The sequence below is a fragment of the Prauserella endophytica genome, from assembly GCF_005146945.1.
GTDB classification, from domain to species: domain Bacteria; phylum Actinomycetota; class Actinomycetes; order Mycobacteriales; family Pseudonocardiaceae; genus Prauserella_A; species Prauserella_A endophytica.
The window spans coordinates 21,824-38,971 of record NZ_SWMS01000027.1 but is presented as its reverse complement, the minus strand read 5'-3'; the positions used below and the strand labels follow the sequence as shown (position 1 = coordinate 38,971).

General features: G+C 69.0%; 19 protein-coding genes. 1 reads left to right on the top strand and 18 read right to left on the bottom strand.

The features are described 5' to 3' along the window. Nucleotides 1-9: 9 nt before the first annotated feature. The 13 genes from FCN18_RS32125 to FCN18_RS32065 all read right to left on the bottom strand — a co-directional run bounded on the left by FCN18_RS32125 (nucleotide 10) and on the right by FCN18_RS32065 (nucleotide 11,615). Complete coding sequence (locus FCN18_RS32125; protein WP_137096849.1) at nucleotides 10-3,066, bottom strand: BTAD domain-containing putative transcriptional regulator; 3,057 nt, start codon at nucleotides 3,064-3,066, stop codon at nucleotides 10-12. A gap of 64 nt (nucleotides 3,067-3,130) precedes the next feature. Then, nucleotides 3,131-3,568: a hypothetical protein gene (locus FCN18_RS32120; protein ID WP_206078023.1), complete on the bottom strand. Its 438-nt coding sequence runs from the start codon at nucleotides 3,566-3,568 to the stop codon at nucleotides 3,131-3,133. 54 nt (nucleotides 3,569-3,622) lie between these two features. Further along, nucleotides 3,623-4,075 (bottom strand): pilus assembly protein TadG-related protein, encoded by a 453-nt coding sequence (locus FCN18_RS32115; protein ID WP_137096848.1) that lies wholly within the window; start codon nucleotides 4,073-4,075, stop codon nucleotides 3,623-3,625. Next, complete coding sequence (locus FCN18_RS32110; protein WP_228714241.1) at nucleotides 4,072-4,569, bottom strand: TadE/TadG family type IV pilus assembly protein; 498 nt, start codon at nucleotides 4,567-4,569, stop codon at nucleotides 4,072-4,074. Before FCN18_RS32110 ends, FCN18_RS32115 begins: the two co-directional genes overlap by 4 nt. Continuing rightward, nucleotides 4,566-4,985, bottom strand: a complete 420-nt coding sequence (locus FCN18_RS32105; protein WP_228714240.1) for a TadE/TadG family type IV pilus assembly protein — start codon at nucleotides 4,983-4,985, stop codon at nucleotides 4,566-4,568. The genes FCN18_RS32110 and FCN18_RS32105 overlap by 4 nt, the downstream gene beginning before the upstream one ends. Before the next feature lie 76 nt (nucleotides 4,986-5,061). Continuing rightward, nucleotides 5,062-5,247, bottom strand: coding sequence for a hypothetical protein (locus FCN18_RS32100; protein WP_137096847.1), 186 nt, complete (start codon nucleotides 5,245-5,247; stop codon nucleotides 5,062-5,064). Between the two features lie 49 nt (nucleotides 5,248-5,296). Then, nucleotides 5,297-6,190 (bottom strand): type II secretion system F family protein, encoded by an 894-nt coding sequence (locus tag FCN18_RS32095; RefSeq protein WP_137096846.1) that lies wholly within the window; start codon nucleotides 6,188-6,190, stop codon nucleotides 5,297-5,299. Continuing rightward, on the bottom strand, nucleotides 6,187-7,110 hold the full coding sequence (locus FCN18_RS32090) for a type II secretion system F family protein (RefSeq protein WP_137096845.1): 924 nt from the start codon (nucleotides 7,108-7,110) through the stop codon (nucleotides 6,187-6,189). The genes FCN18_RS32095 and FCN18_RS32090 overlap by 4 nt, the downstream gene beginning before the upstream one ends. Beyond that, complete coding sequence (locus tag FCN18_RS32085) at nucleotides 7,107-8,420, bottom strand: CpaF family protein (RefSeq protein WP_228714239.1); 1,314 nt, start codon at nucleotides 8,418-8,420, stop codon at nucleotides 7,107-7,109. Before FCN18_RS32085 ends, FCN18_RS32090 begins: the two co-directional genes overlap by 4 nt. A 125-nt stretch (nucleotides 8,421-8,545) precedes the next feature. After that, nucleotides 8,546-9,388 carry a chromosome partitioning protein gene (locus tag FCN18_RS32080; RefSeq protein ID WP_137096843.1) on the bottom strand — a complete coding sequence of 281 codons (843 nt, stop codon included), beginning with the start codon at nucleotides 9,386-9,388 and terminating at the stop codon, nucleotides 8,546-8,548. Further along, nucleotides 9,388-10,101 (bottom strand): SAF domain-containing protein, encoded by a 714-nt coding sequence (locus tag FCN18_RS32075; RefSeq protein WP_137096842.1) that lies wholly within the window; start codon nucleotides 10,099-10,101, stop codon nucleotides 9,388-9,390. The genes FCN18_RS32080 and FCN18_RS32075 overlap by 1 nt, the downstream gene beginning before the upstream one ends. Nucleotides 10,102-10,221: 120 nt before the next feature. Then, entirely contained in the window at nucleotides 10,222-11,265 is a 1,044-nt protein-coding gene (locus FCN18_RS32070) for a hypothetical protein (protein ID WP_170200630.1), read from the bottom strand. Then, complete coding sequence (locus FCN18_RS32065; protein WP_228714238.1) at nucleotides 11,259-11,615, bottom strand: hypothetical protein; 357 nt, start codon at nucleotides 11,613-11,615, stop codon at nucleotides 11,259-11,261. Before FCN18_RS32065 ends, FCN18_RS32070 begins: the two co-directional genes overlap by 7 nt. Nucleotides 11,616-12,196: 581 nt before the next feature. Between FCN18_RS32065 and FCN18_RS32060 the strand changes: the two genes are divergently transcribed. Then, entirely contained in the window at nucleotides 12,197-12,778 is a 582-nt protein-coding gene (locus tag FCN18_RS32060; protein ID WP_158303207.1) for a prepilin peptidase, read from the top strand. Nucleotides 12,779-13,063: 285 nt separating this feature from the next. Here the strand turns inward: FCN18_RS32060 and FCN18_RS32055 are convergent, their stop codons facing one another. The 5 genes from FCN18_RS32055 to FCN18_RS32035 are packed head-to-tail and all read right to left on the bottom strand — an operon-like array spanning nucleotide 13,064 to nucleotide 17,148. Further along, entirely contained in the window at nucleotides 13,064-14,002 is a 939-nt protein-coding gene (locus tag FCN18_RS32055; RefSeq protein ID WP_137096839.1) for a DNA-3-methyladenine glycosylase family protein, read from the bottom strand. A 3-nt stretch (nucleotides 14,003-14,005) separates the two neighbouring features. Further along, entirely contained in the window at nucleotides 14,006-15,043 is a 1,038-nt protein-coding gene (locus FCN18_RS32050) for a helix-turn-helix transcriptional regulator (RefSeq protein WP_137096838.1), read from the bottom strand. A 2-nt stretch (nucleotides 15,044-15,045) separates the two neighbouring features. Next, nucleotides 15,046-15,744, bottom strand: a complete 699-nt coding sequence (locus FCN18_RS32045; RefSeq protein WP_158303206.1) for an SDR family NAD(P)-dependent oxidoreductase — start codon at nucleotides 15,742-15,744, stop codon at nucleotides 15,046-15,048. A gap of 32 nt (nucleotides 15,745-15,776) precedes the next feature. After that, nucleotides 15,777-16,172 carry a hypothetical protein gene (locus FCN18_RS32040; protein WP_137096836.1) on the bottom strand — a complete coding sequence of 132 codons (396 nt, stop codon included), beginning with the start codon at nucleotides 16,170-16,172 and terminating at the stop codon, nucleotides 15,777-15,779. A 31-nt stretch (nucleotides 16,173-16,203) separates the two neighbouring features. After that, on the bottom strand, nucleotides 16,204-17,148 hold the full coding sequence (locus FCN18_RS32035) for a S66 peptidase family protein (RefSeq protein WP_137096835.1): 945 nt from the start codon (nucleotides 17,146-17,148) through the stop codon (nucleotides 16,204-16,206).

The window sequence follows — 17,148 nt, the reverse complement described above, 5'->3', positions numbered from 1 at the left end:
GGACGCGGTTCAGCTGGCCGCGGCGTTGTCGGTGGAGATCGCCCGCCGGGTGCTGCCGCGGCGTTGGAGGAAGTCGGCGAGGTTGAGCGTGTCGGCGCTGGGGTGTTGGCCGATTTCGTCCAGTGTGGTGGTTAGCAGCGCGAGGGTGCGGGGGATGGCGGCGTACTGGTCGAGGCGGGCTTGGGTGCGGATGATGTCGCGGTAGACGCCTTCGTTGTAGCGGTCGAGTTTCCGGGTGCGTTCTAGCAGCGTGAGCATGGTTTCGGGGTCGCTGTCACCGTGCGCGCGGATCAGGGCGCCGAGCGCGTCCAGGACGTCGCGTCGGGTGGCCTCGCGGAACGGTTCGATCCAGGGCACGAGCAGGTCCTCGGCGAGGTCGCCCTGGTAGAGCTCGATGGCGTCGTGCAGCTGGGCCTGGGCCGCAGCATCGGGTGGGCGGGGCGCCTGCAGGGCGTGCTGGAGTTGCCAGTAGTCGACGACGGCGAGTTCGTCGTTGAGCTGGTAACGGCCGTCGTCGTTGAGGACGAGGTTGTTGATCCTGCCGTCGGTGGCGTCGGTGAGCGCGCGGCGCAACATCGACAGGGTGTTGTGGAACGAGTTGTAAGGCCGCGGCGGCCGGCTGTCGGGCCAGACGGCCTCGTTGAGGACTTCGCGGCGGACGCCGTGGGGGTGCAGCGCGAGGTAGACGAGCAGTTCCCGTTGCTTCGGTGTCAGCGCGCCGCTGAGCTCCTTCTCTCCCTCGTCGCCGCGCAGGGCCAAGTGCAGGCGTCCCAGCACGCGCACAACCAGCGGGGGTTGCGGTGCTGCCCCGTCACCGTTGTCCGGTTTCCGGGGTTCCTCGGCGGCCGGTGCCTGGTCGGCGGCTGGCTCGACGTCCTCGGCGGCCGTGCGGCGCTCGTCGGTGTCGTCGTCGTCGGGGGTGGCTGGGGCCGGACCCGTCGGCTGGACGTCCACGGGGATGGGCTGGACGTCCAGCAGCTGCAGGCTCGGGGCTGGTGAGGTCTGCTGGTTGTCTTCCTGTTCCGGCGGGCGGGTGGATTCGAGCTGGGTCATCTCGTCGACCGAGCGCTGTGCGGGGACGGACGGCGTGGGTGCAACGTCGTGATCGTCCGCGGGCGGTGCGAGTTCGTCGCCGGTGAGGCCGCTGGTCGCGTGGTCGGATGTGGCCAGGTCGGTGGGGCCTTCAGCATCGCGGAGCACTTCAAGCAGTTCGGTGGCGTCGGTGGCGGGCAGGCTGAACAGGCGTGTGTCGGCGAGGGCGTCGCCGAGGCCGGGGCTAGTCGCGCTGACGGTGCCGTCGTGGCGAACGCGCACGGTCGCGCCGGGGCGCCATTGGCCGAGGAGCACACCGGCCAGGCCGAGGGTCGAGCCGTTGTCGAGCACGGCTTGCAGACGGCGTTCGGCGTGGGGCGCGGGGCTGGCGAGCAGCACGAGCGAGGCCGGGGTGGATTGGGTTTCGGTCTCCTCGATGGCGTGGCGGGTCCGGGTGAGCAGGGCCGCTTCCATCTCGTCGAGGGCAGCGTCGAGCGTGGCGACGACGTGGACGGTGGACGGCAGGTTCTCGACGTCGGCGCCGTCGAAGACGAGATGCAGGTCGTCGGCGGGTACGAGCACGCGGATGCCGTCGCCGGGCTGCTGTTCGGTGAGCAGGTGCAGCAGGAGCGCGCGGGCAGCGGCGGTGGCGCCGGGGCCGGCGAGACCAAGGCCGCGGGTGCTGGCCAGGTTCAGGGCGAGTTCGCGACCGCCCCGCACGCCCACCCTCGCCGGTACGGGGACTGGTTCGTCGTCGGGTTCCAGGGCCCCAGCGGCGGTGACGTGGATCCGCGGTGGAGCCGGCGCGAGGTCGACGAACTCCACGTCGTCCACGGGCCTGCGGTCACCTTCTTCGTCGTGGTCGTAGGCGGCCCGCAGGGCGCGGACCACGGGCGCGATCGGCCGCTGCAGGTCGGCGCGATCGCCGCTGCCGACGCGGTAGCGGCGTCGGCGCCACATCCGGACCGACACCATGGCCGTCGTGATCGCTCCGGCCAGGCCGAGGCTGACGAACACGCCCGTCAGCAGGTCCAGCCCCGGTTCGGCCTGGTCGTCGTGGTGCTGGCCAGCCTCGTCCGCCGTGGCCGGCGCCGGGGTCGTGTTCGGCGCGGGCTGTGTTGACGGTGGCGTGGTCGGCGCAGTGCTCGTCGGAGGAGGTGGTGGTTGCGGAGGCGGCACCTGCGGCTGCTGCTCGCCGGGTGGATGTTGTTCGGGCGGGGCTGGGATGTAGGCGGTGATCTTCCAGCCGGGGCGTACGAGATTGGGTTGGGTCAGCGCGCGGCCGTCGGGCTGTTCCACGCCGCGGTTGAGCTGGAACAGCTCCGGCCAGCGGCTGCCGCCGCCGGGACCGTAGATGCGTTCGGCGACCCGCCACAGGCTGTCGTAGATCCCGTCGTGCGGGAGCCGGACCTCTTCGGTGACCTGGACCATGCCCGGCGGGGCCGGCGCTGCCCGATCGACCACCAAGGTGGTCGCCGGGATGACGGCCGCCTGCGGAGCCGCGGCCTGCATAGCCGGGCCGGGCGTCAACGGTGCGACGACCGCGACCGGCGTGAGATCGGCGGTCAGGGCTGCAGTGGTCGGGGTGGGCGCCGTGTACGGGGTCCGGTTGCCGAGCAGGGTCAGCACGATGGTGCCGATCAGGGCCGCGGCGAGGCCGTGCAGCGGGCCAGGCGGGCGGACCTGCGGCCAGGTGATCCCGCGCGCCGCATCGACGGTGCAGCGCAGGACGTCGAGTGCGAAGAAGAACCAGACGATCCAGCACAGCACAGCCAGGGTGTTGAGCAGGAACTGCGCGCTCATCGGGTTGAGCAGCGTCGCCTGGATCTCGTCCCACGTCGGCACGTCGTCAGGCAGGGGCCACCCCACGAAGTGCACGAGGGCCCAGGGCAGGCCCGCCACGAGCGCGAGCAGGACGACGAGGGCGAGCAGACCGCGCACGAACCGGAGCACCGCGGCCAGTGCCCACCACGCGGGGCGGCCTGTCCTCGGCCGTATCGGCTTTCGGTGGGAGGAGTGCGAGTGTGCGGTCATGGCGTGCTCGATTCCTTGGACGTACAGGTTTACGGCTCCGCGGTCGCCAGCGGAGCCAGCGGCGTCATGTCACCGGCGTGGGAATTCGGGTGGAGGTGTCCGCCGCGCCGTTGCGAGGCCCGGCGAGCTCAGGTGACGCGGATGGCTGGGTGGCCGGCGCCGGGGTCGATGTGGACGATGCCTGGCTTGCATCCCGTTTCGCGGTAGCGGTGCTGGCGGTGGACCGCTTGCGCTTGGGGCGAGTCGTCTTGCGGCCGTTGAGCCACTGGGTGAGGTCGGTGGCCGGTACGTCGGTGAACTTGGCCAGCTCGTCAACGCTGATGACGTCGCTGGACTCAGCGAGGACGTCGCCGAGTTCTCGCTCGATGTCGCCGAGTTTCTCGGCCACCTCTGCCCGCAGCTGTGCGAGTTCACCGACGCGCTTGGCCGCAGCGGCCCTCTTCGCGCTGCGGGCCGCGTCGGCTTGCTCGACGCGGCGTTCGATCTCTTCAGTGGTCGCCATCCTGGTCTCCTTCCCCGGTGTGGCACTGAATTGGGTACATGCGTGTGAAGGTCGTCATGGGAGTACTCCGGAGATCCCGCGTTGCGGTTGGGCCTGCCCGGTTCCCGTAACGGTGATTGAGCCGATGCTGACCAGTCCGAGCAGCTGGGTCGGCTGGTTAATGCTGACGGTCACGTTCACGGTGTTGCCGGCGACCGAGACGGTGCCGGTGTGGCCGGTGGCGGCGAGGTAGCTGTGAGCGGCGGCGCTGGCTTGGTGTGGGACCAGGCGCAGGGTGCCGTCGGCGCGGTAGGCGGTCAGGTCGATTTCCTGGGCGCCGGCCCGCGCGGCTTCCTGTGCCTCGCCCATCGCGCGGACCTTGGCGGCCAGGGCGAGCCCTCCGTCGAGCACGAGCCCGGCGAACAGCAGTGCGGCGAGCGTGATGATGACGACGAAGGCGGTCACCCGACCGTCCTCGTCCTTGCGCAGCCGGCGCGTTCGGCGGCGCAGCGATGCAGTGAACGTCATTCGGCACCTCCCGCCTGGCCAGGTGCTGACGTGCCGCGCCACACATCAACTGGGGAGGAGAAGCTGGATTCGAACGTCCGACTGCCGGGCACACCGAGCGAGGTCAGGTCACCGAGGCCGACGCTGCAGGACACGGTGACGGTCACCGTGGAGCCCGGCTTGAGTCCCTGAGTGTCGGTGGACACCGACAACGACTGGCAGGTGATCCCGGCGGACGCCAGGGCTGCGCTGGCGGTGGCTTGGGCATTGGCGGTGGCCTGCGATGGGGTGCGGGCCAGAGTGGCGGCGCGTGCCGCTTGGTGCGCCACGTCGTTGATCCGCAGCTTGGTGTCGGCAAGCCGGCCGCAGAACACCACGAACAACAGCAGCAGGATCAGCAGCGGAGTCAGTAGAGTGAGCTCGGCTGCAGCGGAGCCTCGGTCGTCCCGGCGCAGCGCGCGAATACTCGCACGCATCGAGCGCGCGAACGCGGGAAGACGGCGGGCCGCGGTCATGGTGCCACCGCTCCGGTGTCGGTCGGCGGGGTGAATTTCTCAACGGGCCCAACGGCTTCGGCGTGCACCGTGAAGGTCGCGAACGGGATCACGTTGATTACGGTTCCGGTGACCGTCACGGATGCTTGGTTTGGTCCTCGTTGGACGTTGACCGATGTTCCTTGCAGTGGGCCACTTCCCAGTTGTGTGAGCACTCGCTGTCCCTCGGCATTGCCCGCGGCCGTACTACCGCCGTACACGCGTGCCGCGGACAAGGCTTCGGACGCTGCGGCTTGGGCGATGTGGGTGGCGTGCATGTAGAGCGCGAACTGTGCGATCAGCAGGATCAGCAGCAACAGCAGGGGCGTGGCGATGACGAGTTCGACCGTGCCGGCGCCACGTTGATCCGTCCGCAACCTGCGCAGCGCCGCCCGCACGCGTGTCCGGTGTGGACGCTCGCGTGTGTTCGGCGTGCGGGGTCGGCTGGGGCGTCGAGGCATCGTGGTCACCGGCCTACAGGTTGATGCCGTTGGCTTTCTGGGTGACCTTGATGACGATGATCGTGATGACCGCGATGGCCAGCGCCGCCAGCAACGCGGTGACCACGACCGCCTCGGTCGAGTAGCCCGCTTCGTCGCGGCGCAGTCGCTCCAGCTCGGCCCGGATGCGGGCGATGAGGATCTGAACTTCGGTGAACATCAGCTTCTCCCCTGTGGTTCGGGGTCCGGTATGACAGTTCTTGTGGAACTCAGAGACCTCCCAGCACGCTCGCGAGGGCTGGGAACCCGATGAAAATCAGGAATCCGCCGAACAGCATCACCACGGGAAGGCTCATCCGTTCGGTGGCGGCCTGCGCTTCGCCTTCAGCGTCGGTGAGTTCACGGGTGCGCAACGCCGCGGCCTTGGCCGCGAGGCTGGCGCGCACGCGAGCGCCTTCGGTGCCGGCGAGGCTGACCGAGGCGGCCAGCTCGGACAGCTGATGCACGTCGAGCTCGGTGCCGAGCTGACCGAGGGTCGACCACGGTGTGGTGCGGGTCAGCTTGGCGGTGACCAGCGCGCGGCGCAGCTGTTGGAAGGCCCAGCCCTTGCCGATGCCGACGGCATCCGACAGGGCGCCGTCGACTCCGGCGCCGCCGGCCAGCAGGACCCGGATCAGGTTCAGGTAGGCCGACAGCGCGTGCCGGAAGGTTGAGCGTCGCCGCTCGGCTTCCTGCCGCACGCTGATATCCGGCAACAGGAATCCACCGAGCGCGAAGAGCAGGCTCGCGACCGCGGGGACTTCCCAGCCGAGACCAACGTCGGCCACGACGAGCAGCAGGTGCATCAGGATCGGCAGCAGCAGACCGGTCAGTGCCAGCGTGGCCTTCTCGGCCAGGTGGTGCTCGATGCTCTTGCCGGTGACCGCGAGGTCGTTGCGCAGCTTGCGGTTGGGCAGCCCGAGTGCGGCCAACGGCTTGATGAACGGCCGGCCCACGCGCAACGCCCAGCCGTCGGAGTCCGCGGTGAGGATCGGTGGTGGTGCGGGCGTCGCGTGCAACCGGTCGACCAGAGCGCGCAGCGGCGGCCTCGGCGGGAACACGTAGACCACGAGCGCCCACAGGCCGACGCCGAGCCCGGCGCCCCACAACAACGCGCTGATCATGACGATGCCCCTTTCCCGGTGAGCAGGTCGTCGACGTCCACGTCGGCGTCGTGGGGCCGGATCGTGGCCAGCTCGGTGAGGAAGCGCTCGGGTTCACGCATGCGCGCAATCCTTGCCAGCCAAGTAAAAGCTGCCGCGAACAGCGCGCCGACGAACAGCAACATGATTTGCCCGAACGCGGAGTCGTAGGGGGCGAGGTAGCCGCGGTTGAGCAGTACCAGCCCGATCGCGAAGGACAGCGTGGTGATCACGATGACGCGCACGCTGGTCCGGGTACGGGCGCGGCCGGCCTCGACGCGCATCCGCATGGACGCCTGCTCGCGTGCCTCGCTGGCGAGTTCGCCGAGCAGGTCGGCCAGCTGCCGGGCCTGGTGCTCGGCGGCCAGCACGAGCGCGGAGATCACCAGGTCCGCGGTGGGGTCGCGCAGCTGGTCGGCGAGGTGGCGCAGGGAGGGTGCGAGGCGTTCGCCGCGCTCCAGCCGGACGGCGAGCTCGGTGATCTCTTCGCGGATCGCCTCGGGGCAGGCCGGGGCGGTGGCGAGGATGGCCTGTTCCAGGCCGGCCGCGGCCACCAGGGTGTCGCGCAGCATTTCCGTCCACCCGGCGATCGCCTCGATGCGTTCGAGGTGGCGCTTGTGGTCGACGTTCGAGCCGAGGATCCGCGGCAGGCCGACGAGCGCGAGCGCGGTCAGGATGGCGGCGACCACCCAGCCGGTGACCGCGCCGACGGCCAGGCCGGCGAGCACGGCCACGGCGAGCCAGCCGACCCGCTTGCGGTCGTGCCGGGCGGCCAGCCAGGCGCTCAGCCGCGACGGCGTCGCCGCGCGGGCGGGTCGACCGCGCAGCCCGGCAACGACGAGCAGGACACCGACCGCCGCACCGGCACCGAGCAGGCCGAACAGGGCGGCGGTCGTGGTCATGGCGTCCACCACCCTTCGCGCCGCTCAAACAGGTCGGGGTCGTAGCCCGCCTCCACGAGCAGGTCGACGGTGTCGGTGCGCAACGGCGCACCCGGTACCGCGCGCAGGTCCGGGCCAGGTCGCCAGACCTCGTTGCTGATGATCTGGGCGCCGTCGGCGCCGACGACTTCCCGGATCGAGGACACCACGCGCTTGCTCGGGTCGTCGCGGGGCTTTTCCAGGTGCACCACGAAGTGCAGCGCCGCCGCGACCAAGAGGTTGGTCGCTTCCATCGGCAACCGCTCGGGGCCCTGCACGGCGTAGGCAGCGAGCTTAGTGAACGCGCCCTGACTGGAGCTGCTGTGCAGGGTGCCCATGCTGCCGTCGTTGCCCATAGACATCGCGTTGCACATCGGGATGACCTCCGGGCCGCGGACCTCGCCCACGATCACCCTGTCCGGGCTCTGGCGCAGGGACTGCCACACCAGGTCCGACAGCGTGACCGCCCCGACCCCTTCGAGGTTGGGTTCACGGGCCTGCATCGCCACCACATCCGGGTGCGCCTCGGCGTCCTCGCCGAGGCCGAGCTCGAACACGTCCTCGATCGTCAGCAACCGCTCCCACGACGGGATGGCCGAGGCCAGGCCGCGCAGCAGCGTGGTCTTGCCGATCGCCGTGCCGCCGGTGACCAGCACGTTGCGCCGGGCGCGCACCATCGCGGCGAGGAAAGACTCCAGCGCGTGGTCGATGGTGCCGTTCTCGCGCAGCTCCGCCAGAGTGACTTTGGTGAACCGGTGGCGCCGAATCGACACCGACGGCCGCATGGTGACGGCCATGACCGCCGAGACACGCTCGCCGCCTGGCAACTGAAAGTTGACGATCGGGCTGCCGCGGTCGAAGCGGCGCTCCTCCACCCCGGACCGAGTGGCCAGGTCGCGGATGAGCTCGATCAGCTCGGTGTCCGAGCCCACCACCGGTGGCAACCGGCGTCGGCGGCCGTCTGCGTAGCGCACGAAGACGCGGTCATAGCCGTTGATGTTGATGTTCTCGATCTCGGTGTCGGCCAGCAGCGGCTCCAAACCGGCCATACCGAAGACCTCGTCGAGCACGGCGGCGATCACCCGTTGCTCAACGTCCGGCCGTACCAGATCCTGGGCCTGGCGCATCTCTATCTGGGCATGTGCCTCGGCCGCGTCTTGCAAGATCGCCTCGGCCATCTGGCGGCGCGCAACGGTGCCCATCGGGGCACGGCCAGCGCTCTCGTCGTCCCTGATGCGCTGGCTGAGCTGGGTGGACAGCTGCTCGCGCAGGTAGGTCCGCAACCGCTCCACGGCAGCGGCTTCTCCGGAAGGTCGGTTCGGGAGCTCCGCAGGGCCGGGCAGGTTTGACGGAACCGCATCCGGGCCTGCTCCGTTGGACGTGGTTGTCACGCGGCTGTCGCCGAGTCCGGGCCGGGTCATGACGTCGCTCCATTGCGGGTCTGCGGCCCGAGCGGTTGCAGGGCCGCGCCCGAGACCGGCTCACCCGGAACGGCCACCTGCAGGTGCGGTGCACGACTGCCGTTGCTCGTGGCCGGCGAGTGCCCGTGTGCGTAGATGTTGAGCGCGATCTTGGCGGCTGCGCGACCGAGTGCGGACTTGTCGAGCCCACGTCGACCGGTGCCCTGGCCGCACAGCATGGCGGCGCCTTTGTCGTCCCCCGGCACGCGACCCATCACCGGGATGCGCAGCGCCTGGGACACCTCCGCGGTCGGGTAGCCGTCGCCGACCAGAACGAAGCATGGGCGGCGCGACCACTGCTGGGCGGCCTGCAGCTTGAGGGCAACGTGTGCGAGCTCGTCATCGTGCGGGCGGGCAACTAGCAGCATTGCGTCCGCGCTGCGGATGATCGGGAACGCGGGTGAGTCGGGATCGACCCGGCCGCAGTCGGCGATGACCGTGGTCTCCGGCTGGTCGGCGGCCCGCCGCAGTGGCGAGGACGGCCCCGAGGCCAGCACCGCCAGGGCGGCGCGAGCTTGTTCGGCGCCGACCGGGCCGAGCACCACCCGCAGGCCACCGGGGAGAAGCTGGGTGTGCTGGGCGAGCAGATTCGGGTCGGCGCCGCCGCGGCCTCGTGCCGCCGCGGCCAAGCTGACCAGGCCCGGTGTGTCGGGCAGCCGGAAGCGGGCCATCAGGTCACCGCCGGCAGGGTCGACTTCGACCACGATCGGGTTCTCCTGGCCCGGCCAGCGGGCGCCGAGCGCGGTCGCCAGGGTGGTCACGCCCGGCGATCCTTTCAGCGAGCAGACGGCGATGAGCATCAGCGGCCTCCTCCCGCGATCGCGACCAGACTGAGTTGTCCCGCCGGGGCCGATGCCAATGCGCGAGCGTCCGATTCGGACAGTTGCAGCGACACGACCGTGGTCTGCTCGGTCTCGCGCGTGGCAATGCCTGTCACCACCGCGGTCCACGACGACGTCTGCCCGGAACCGGTCGACGTTCCGGTCGTTGTGCCCTGCCCTGGAGTCGTGAGGACCGCGACGGTGGTACCGGGCGACAGGTCGGGCGGGAACTGTCCCGGCTTCAGCCCCACGGCGGCGATTGCCTTGCCCTGCGCCGGAATCTGCGGTGCGCCGAGCACCGAACGGGTCACCAGCGAGCCGGCGGGCAGGCTGAACGCAACCGGCTGACCCACCACTGTGGACGCAGCCGATGCGGGCATCACGTCCATGCCGGAGTCCGCGGCCATGCTGACCTGCTTGAGATCCTGCGCCGTCAGAACTTGGCCTACGGCAACAGGACGGGCCAGGGCGAGCACGCTTTCCCGGTCGCCCAGCTGCATTCCGGCGAACACACCTCCGGCCGCGCACACCAGAACCAGCAGGACACCAAGCAACAGGTAGGGCACGCGGCGGCGCCGACCGCTGCCGCTCAAGCGCGAAGGAGTCTTGCCGTCGCGGCCAGCCCACGCGTTCGGCGACGCTGGTTTCTGCGTCGTCGTGTCCGTGCTGGTCGAACCTGCGGTAGTGGTCACCACCGACCTCCTTCAGGCATGACGCCATCGCGACGCGTCGACTCGGGTGTTCGACGTGCCTTGCTCTCAACAGGGTGTTTCGTTGTGCACGCCCGCCCTCATGAGGCGGGAGGCTTCGGTTCAGCCGGTCGCGATTCCCTGGCTCTCAGCCACGCGGAACGCCACCGACGCCGAGGTCGTCATGTTCGGGAATGTGCCGCCTTGGCCAGCGCCGGACCACGTCACGGTCCAGTTCACGGTGGCGGTCACTGGGAACGCGTCGGCGCGCTGCCCGGCCGAGGACGTCCTGTAGGTGTAGCCGCAGTCCGGTGAGGCGCTCTTCGGATCACCACCGGCGGGGAACGGTGAGCCAGGGCCGGTGCAGGTCACCGAGCCGCCGTCACCCATCGACCAGGTCACCGAGGTCGGCCTCGCGACCGCGGTCACCGACACCCCCGGCACCGAGGCGGTGGCCGAAACGTCGCCCCAGCTGCTGCGGTCCAGCCACAACCAGGTCGGCAGGCTGACCAGCTGATCACCAGCCGGATTCGCCTTGATCTTCGGAGTGGGCAGCCGCAGCTGGTTCCGCGCCTGGGCCGCGAGCTCGGCAGGCGACGGCAGTGGCACCGGGCCGGGCTGACCGTCCGCGATCCACACCGGCGGCCGGTACAGCGCATCCGCGAAGCCGGGCCCAGTGCACTTGTAGACGTACCAGGCACCCGACGGCGGCTGGGCCTGCGCGAACCGCGGCTGCGCGACCGCGAACTGCGCGCTGGCCGGCTCGCGCTGCGGCCGGTACACCGCAGGCACCGCAGTGACCGCACCGGTCTTGGGCGGGACCTGGAAGGCCGCCGGCTGCGCGCCTCCCGGTGGCGGGCCCTGGTAGTCGCTGCGTTCGTATCCGCACTGGGCGAGGTTGGGGTTACCGCCGACGATCGTGTCGCCATTGGCGTTGGCCTGACCCGAGCCGGGATTGCTCTGTCCAGGGTTGCCAGGCTTGCTGTTCCCGTTGCCCTGGTTACCGTTTCCAGGGCGAGGATTCTTGCCTGCACCGAGTTCGCAACCAGGGTTGGGGTACTGGCTGCAGTCGGTGAATCCCCACCCGCCGTCCGCGAAGGCGGGGACCGCGGTCGCCACGATCACGGCCGCGGACAGACCGACTACGACTCCCAATCGCTTTAACACGTGCCCACCGCCTCTACTGCGAAGCGGGTGACCCTCCACGTGCCGTCCTGCTGTTTCTTGACTTCCGCGGTGATCGAGCGTCGCCCGCCCGGTGTGTCGTTGAGCAGCTGACCGTTCTTGTACTTCAGCCAGCCGCTGTCGTCTCCGCAGTCCGAGATCATGACCGTGGTCGGATTGTCCGGCGGATCCACCTTGGACACCTGGGGGTTCGTCTTTGGCTCGCCCTTCGTCACGACACCGTTGAGATGGTCCGTGTACAGGCTGCGGTTGATCACGCCGAGCGCATCGCCGGTTGCGTACTTCGCAAGCTCAGGTGACTGCCAGTCGGCGGTCTCACCGGCCTTGGCCATCTGCCGCCACATGCCCGTGTAGGCAGCCGTCGCCTGCTGACGCGCGGTGTCCGCGGAAGAAGCCGACGACGGCGGAGCGCTGGTCGTTGATTGCGGCGTTGCCGCCCCAGTTGTGCCCCCAGGCGTCGAAGACGAGTTCGAACTACAGGCCGCCAACGTCAGCGCCGTGAGTCCAACAACCGCCAGTCCCACCCAGCGCCGGCCGTTGCGGCCGTGTACGTTGCCCCCGACCACGTGCACCCCCTCGGATCTGCGAAATTCCTTTCGATCTAGTGTGGTACTCCTCACGTCTACCTGGCGCCCCCTAGGAGACCGCAATGTCCCTATGAAGGGACACAGGTGTCGGAACAGTGAAAACAGGTCAAAGTTCACCCAAATGGGCTAATGACAGCGTGTCCAAATCGCGGTGCGTAGTAGCGTCGGCCACCCAGATGGTCGTCGCGATCCGACTACAGGGGGTACATGATGCGTGACTTGATTACTCTCGTGAACCGGCCCGGACTGGCGCCCTGTGGATGATGAGCGCGGCGAGCATCGCAGGTTGGGGACTCGTCGGGCTGCTCATTGGGAGTGGCCTACGGATGTTCGTCGAGCGGGTCGTCACGCTTCCGACGGTGACGGAGCGTGTCGCTCCACCCGCCGTCCTGGAAGTGGTTACCGCTCTCCTGTTCGCCGCGCTGGCCTGGCGGACCGGCGCCAAGCCCGAGCTCTTCGCCTACTCCTGGTTCGCGGCAATCAGCGCGCCCCTAGCCGCTGTCGACTGGCGCACCCGCCGACTCCCCACCAGGCTGATCTGGCCTAGCGGCATCGTCCTGTTCGCACTCTTCGGCATGGCCGCCGCAGTCAACCGCGACGCGTACCCGGTCATCCGTTCCTTCGCTGGCATGGTCGTGCTGCTCGCGTTCTACGGCGCGATCTACTTCCTTCGGCCAGGCGAACTGGGCGGCGGGGACCTTCGACTTGGCGGTCTTCTGGGCCTTGTCCTCGGTTGGATCGGCTGGATCGCTGTGCTGACAGGAACGCTGCTCGGTTGGCTCGCAGCGGCCATCGCAGTGATCGCGCTCCGGGCTGTTCGGCACACCGAGGACGGTCGCGATGTACCGCTCGGCCCGTTCCTCATGATCGGGACCTTCGTGACGGTTCTCGCCACCCCACCGGTGTGAAGGCCGCCGACCGGTCTACGGCTGGGGGAACCACACCGGCCGGCGGCCGACCCCGCGATGCCGAGAGGGGGAGGTTCGACCATCGCGGGAGCGTCAAGGCTACGTCTGCGCGGTCGCACCTCGGTGGCGCCGGATTGCCAACCAACTCGAACGGGTGAGTCAGGGTCTGCGAACGAAAGCAGCGAGATCACTGACAATACGCAGGCCAAGCAGCTGACCGGCCGTGCGTTTGAGCCAGCCTGTCTGGCGGAGCCCATGCTGGCCTATCGCGTGCCTTGCTCGTGATTACTCGATTAGTTCGACCACGGCCTGTGCGCGGTACGCGTCTTCGATGACGTACAGCCCGGCCAATCCTTCGTAGCCGGGGAACAGCCGGGTCATCTCGGCCATGACCACGTCCGCCTCGGCGTCGTCCACGCCCAGGAAGCGCTTGGCGAGCAGTTTGCGGTTCCACACGTCCAGGCCCAGCGCGGACGGATCGCGGACCGCGTGGCTGGCGATGATCGCCGCCGTATACGGCCCGACGCCCTTGATCGTCTGGAACTCGCGCATCAGCTCAGCCTTGTCGGCGTGGTCGGCCACGTCGGGATCGTGGGTGGCGAAGAACTCCGCGAACCGGCCGATGTACTTCGCCCGGTAGCCGAGGCGGTCACGTTCGCGGAAGGTGGCCTCGTCCACGCCCACGATCTCCTCCGGTGTGAAGAACGCCTTGAGCGTCACGCCGTCGAACTCGACCACCCGGCCGTAGTGGTCGAGCAGGTTGGTCATCATCTGCGTGGTGCGGGCGACCGTGGCGTTCTGGAGCAACAGGGAGATGATCGCGATCTCGAACAGGTTCTCCGGGCAGCTCTGCCGCATCCCGGCCAGCGCCGCCAGCGGTTCTCGCATGGGCGGTACCTGCTCGGCTTGGGCGACGAAGGCCGAGATGTCTTCGTCCAGACCGTAGGAGTGGGTCAGGCGTGCCGTCAGCCGGTCGCGGTCAGCCTCCTGCCAGGCCCCATCGGCGTAGACCTCGGCGCGCAGGGTGTCGGCATCCTCCATCGCCATCACCACGCCGGTCAGCAACTCGCCCACGCGGAAGGTCCGCCAGCTCGTGTCCGCGCTGTGCTGTTCGAGGCCGGTAGCGAAGTGGGACGGCTTCCACAGCGTGTAGCGGAAGTTGAAGGGTTGCTTCACGGCCAGGCGCAGCGTGTCGACGTGAGCCAAGATGCGGGGGTCGGGCATGAACTACTCCGTCAGGGTGCGCCCGCGCGTAGAACGCAGCCGCGAGTCGTCGTTGCGGAAGCCAGGGACGGCCGTGTCGAAGTCGAGCTTGGCAGCGTTCTCGTAGGCGTCAAGCGCACGGCGCAGGTGTCCCACGATCGCGTCGCGCAGCTCGGCCGGCTCCTCGACCAGCACGTCACCGCCGTAGCTGGTGACCAGCGGGACCAGCCACTGCCAGCGGTCGACGTACAGCCGGATCACCAGGCCGCCGTCGTCGGTGTGCTCGACCTCGGAGGTGGACTTCAGCGTCAGCCGCAGCAGTTCGTCCCGTGCGGCGGGTTCGACTCGCAGCACGACGCGGGTGTCGCCTTGGCCGTATGCCTCCATTTCGGCCGTCCACCAGGCTTGCAGGTGGAACTCCTCACCCTCGGGGTAGGAGAAGCGCAGGTCGGTCAGCGTCAGGTGGTCAACGAGGTTGAGCCGGTATCGGGTGGGCGGCTCGTCGATGGGCGCGGCCACCAGGTGCCATTCGCCCGCCTTCCACACCACGCCGTAGGGCTTGACGATGGTGGCGGTCGGCTCGGTCCGCCCCTTGACGCGCATCGTGATTTTGAGCGCCGTGCCGGTCAGCAGGGCATAGCGCACCGCGGGCAGATGCCCGGAACCTTCGTCCTTCCAGTACCAGTCGGCTGTGTCGAAGTAGATGCGCTGGCTAAGCCGCTTGAGCGCCTCGCGCGAGTAGGCGTTGCCGATCTCCGGCACGTTCGTGTCCGGCTCGTCGGCCTTCGGCCGATCGAGCAGGCTGACGACGTACAGCTTGAGCGCTTCGTCGGAGTCCAGGGTCAGCGGCGCCAGGGGTTGGTCGGAGGCCAGGCGGTAGCCGCCCTCCGGGCCGGAGACGGACTCGATCGGCACGCCAGCGGCACACAGCTCCTCGATGTCGCGGTAGATGGTGCGCACCGCGACCTGGAACCGCTGAGCCAGGGAGGTTGCCGATACCCATTCACGGGAGCGCAGGACGTGGACGATGCCGACCTGACGGGCGTGACGCTTAGTCGTCATCGTCAGCCGTGAACCGCGAGCCGCACCACCTGACCACTGGCATAGCGCCAGTGTGGCGCGCTGGCGATCTCCACGGCAACGGCGGCCACTTCGGCTACAGACAGTGGGCGGCCCCAGGGCAGCGTCCGGTAGTACTCCTCGATGTTGGTCACGCCCTTGAGCGCCAACACGCTCTCCGCCAGTGGCGACGCCGTCAGGGAGGGGGCGACGAGGTTCACCCGGACGCCGTGTTCGGCCTCCTCGGCCGCCAGGGTCACGGCCAACGCTTCCAGTCCGGCCTTGGCCGCGCTGTAGGCCCCGTTGCCAGGCCGGAGCGTGGCGGTGGTGTCCGAGCTCAGCAGCACCACCCCGGCCGCGCCGAGCCTGGCGCGTTTGCACACGGCCTGCCACAGCCGCACCACGGCCGTCACGTTGATCATGAAGACGGCGTCGAACTCGTCCGCGTCGGTGTCGGCGATCCGGCGCTTGCTCGACGGTGCGCCGATACAGCTGATCACGGCTTGCACCGGACGCGCGTCGCTGTCCAGTGTCGCGTGCAGCTCGTTCAGGCTGTCCTCGTCGGCGCCGTCGAACGGCACCCACCGGATCCCCGGATGCGGTGCAGGCTTGCGCAGGTGGAAGGTGCCGATGACATCCCATTCGCCGGCGGCGAGCTGGTGCGCCACGGCCGTGCCGATGGCTCCGCTCGCGCCCGCCACCACGGCGAGCGGTTTCTCCTGCGTGGTCGAGCTCGTCATTCGCTGCCCTGAGCTGGCGCGTCCGGGTGGTCCACCTCGAACATCTCCAGGAAGCGCATCTGCGACAGCGGGATGTCGAACGTCTGGCCGATGACCTGGGCCTGGTGTTCGCCTTCGTCGTCGCCCCGTTCCAGGTGCACCAGGCAGTTCGGAAAGGCGATGTACATCGACTGGTCGTTGATGAGGTGCGCGTAGTACCGGCGGGGCAGCAGCTTGCGCGCCAGGGCCATGCCCGCGTCGAGGGCGTGCCGCTCGGCCACTGCCAGCTCGACAATCGTGACCATCGTGTCCTCATCGAGCGGGTGCTTGTATTCCTTGACTCGCGTGCCGTAGAAGTTCGGTGGCAGGGTGCCACCTTTCAGGCTTTCCTCAATAATGATTGCACGCATCACGGCCGGTCGTTCTCCTTTTGGGATTGTCGGCTTAACTCGGAAACTCGAAGCGCAACACGCCGCTCGACGACGAAGCTTGCAACGTCGCACCGATCGGCAGCGTCAGCTTTTCGGGGGTGTGGCCGAATGGCACTTCGGTCAGGATCGGGAACTCGTCATGCTTGAGCAGGTCAAGCAACATGGCGTCGTAGGTGACGCCATTACTCGGCTCGCAGGAGACGAGTTTGCCGACGACCATGCCGTTAATGCGGTCGAACACGCCCGCATCGCGGAAATGGGTCAGCATCATGTCCAGGCGGTTAACCGGCTTGGCCACGTCCTCCCACATCAGCACGGCGTTGTCCCAGTCCGGCTCGTACGGCGTGCCGATCAGCCCTTGCAGCGAGGCCAGGTTGCCCGCGATGACCCGGCCGTGCAATTCGCCTTCGCGGAGCCAGCGCCAGTCTGGCTTCACGGGGACCTCGTAGGCCGGCTCGGTGGATTCGAGCAGGCCGAAGAAGTGGTTGGTAGTCAGGTCGGGCATGTCGCCCTCGGCGCCGAAGTCCCACACCACGCTCGGCCCGTGATAGGTGATGACCCCGGTCTGGGCGGTGACGGCGTTGAGCAGCACGGTCGGGTTGCTCACGCCGACGAGGCTCTTGGGGTGCGCGCTGATCGTGTCCCAGCTCAGGTGGTGCAGCAGGCGGTTGGCGTTGACCCCGCCGCCTGCGCAGATGACGGCTGCCACCCGGTCGTCCTCGAACAACCCGTGCAGGTCGGCCGCCAGCGCCGCGGCCCCAGCCGTGACGTAGCCGTGCTGCTCGGTGGTGTGCGGGGCCAGCACGACGTCGTAGCCGCGTGCCTTCAGCGCCGCGATGCCGCGCTCGAAGAAGGCCGGGTCGGCGGCTGGCTCGGGGGCGGATACCGACAGCACGCCGACGGCGGCGCCAGGGGCAATGGGTTTTGGGCGGACGAACTGCATTGCTCGTTTCTCCAT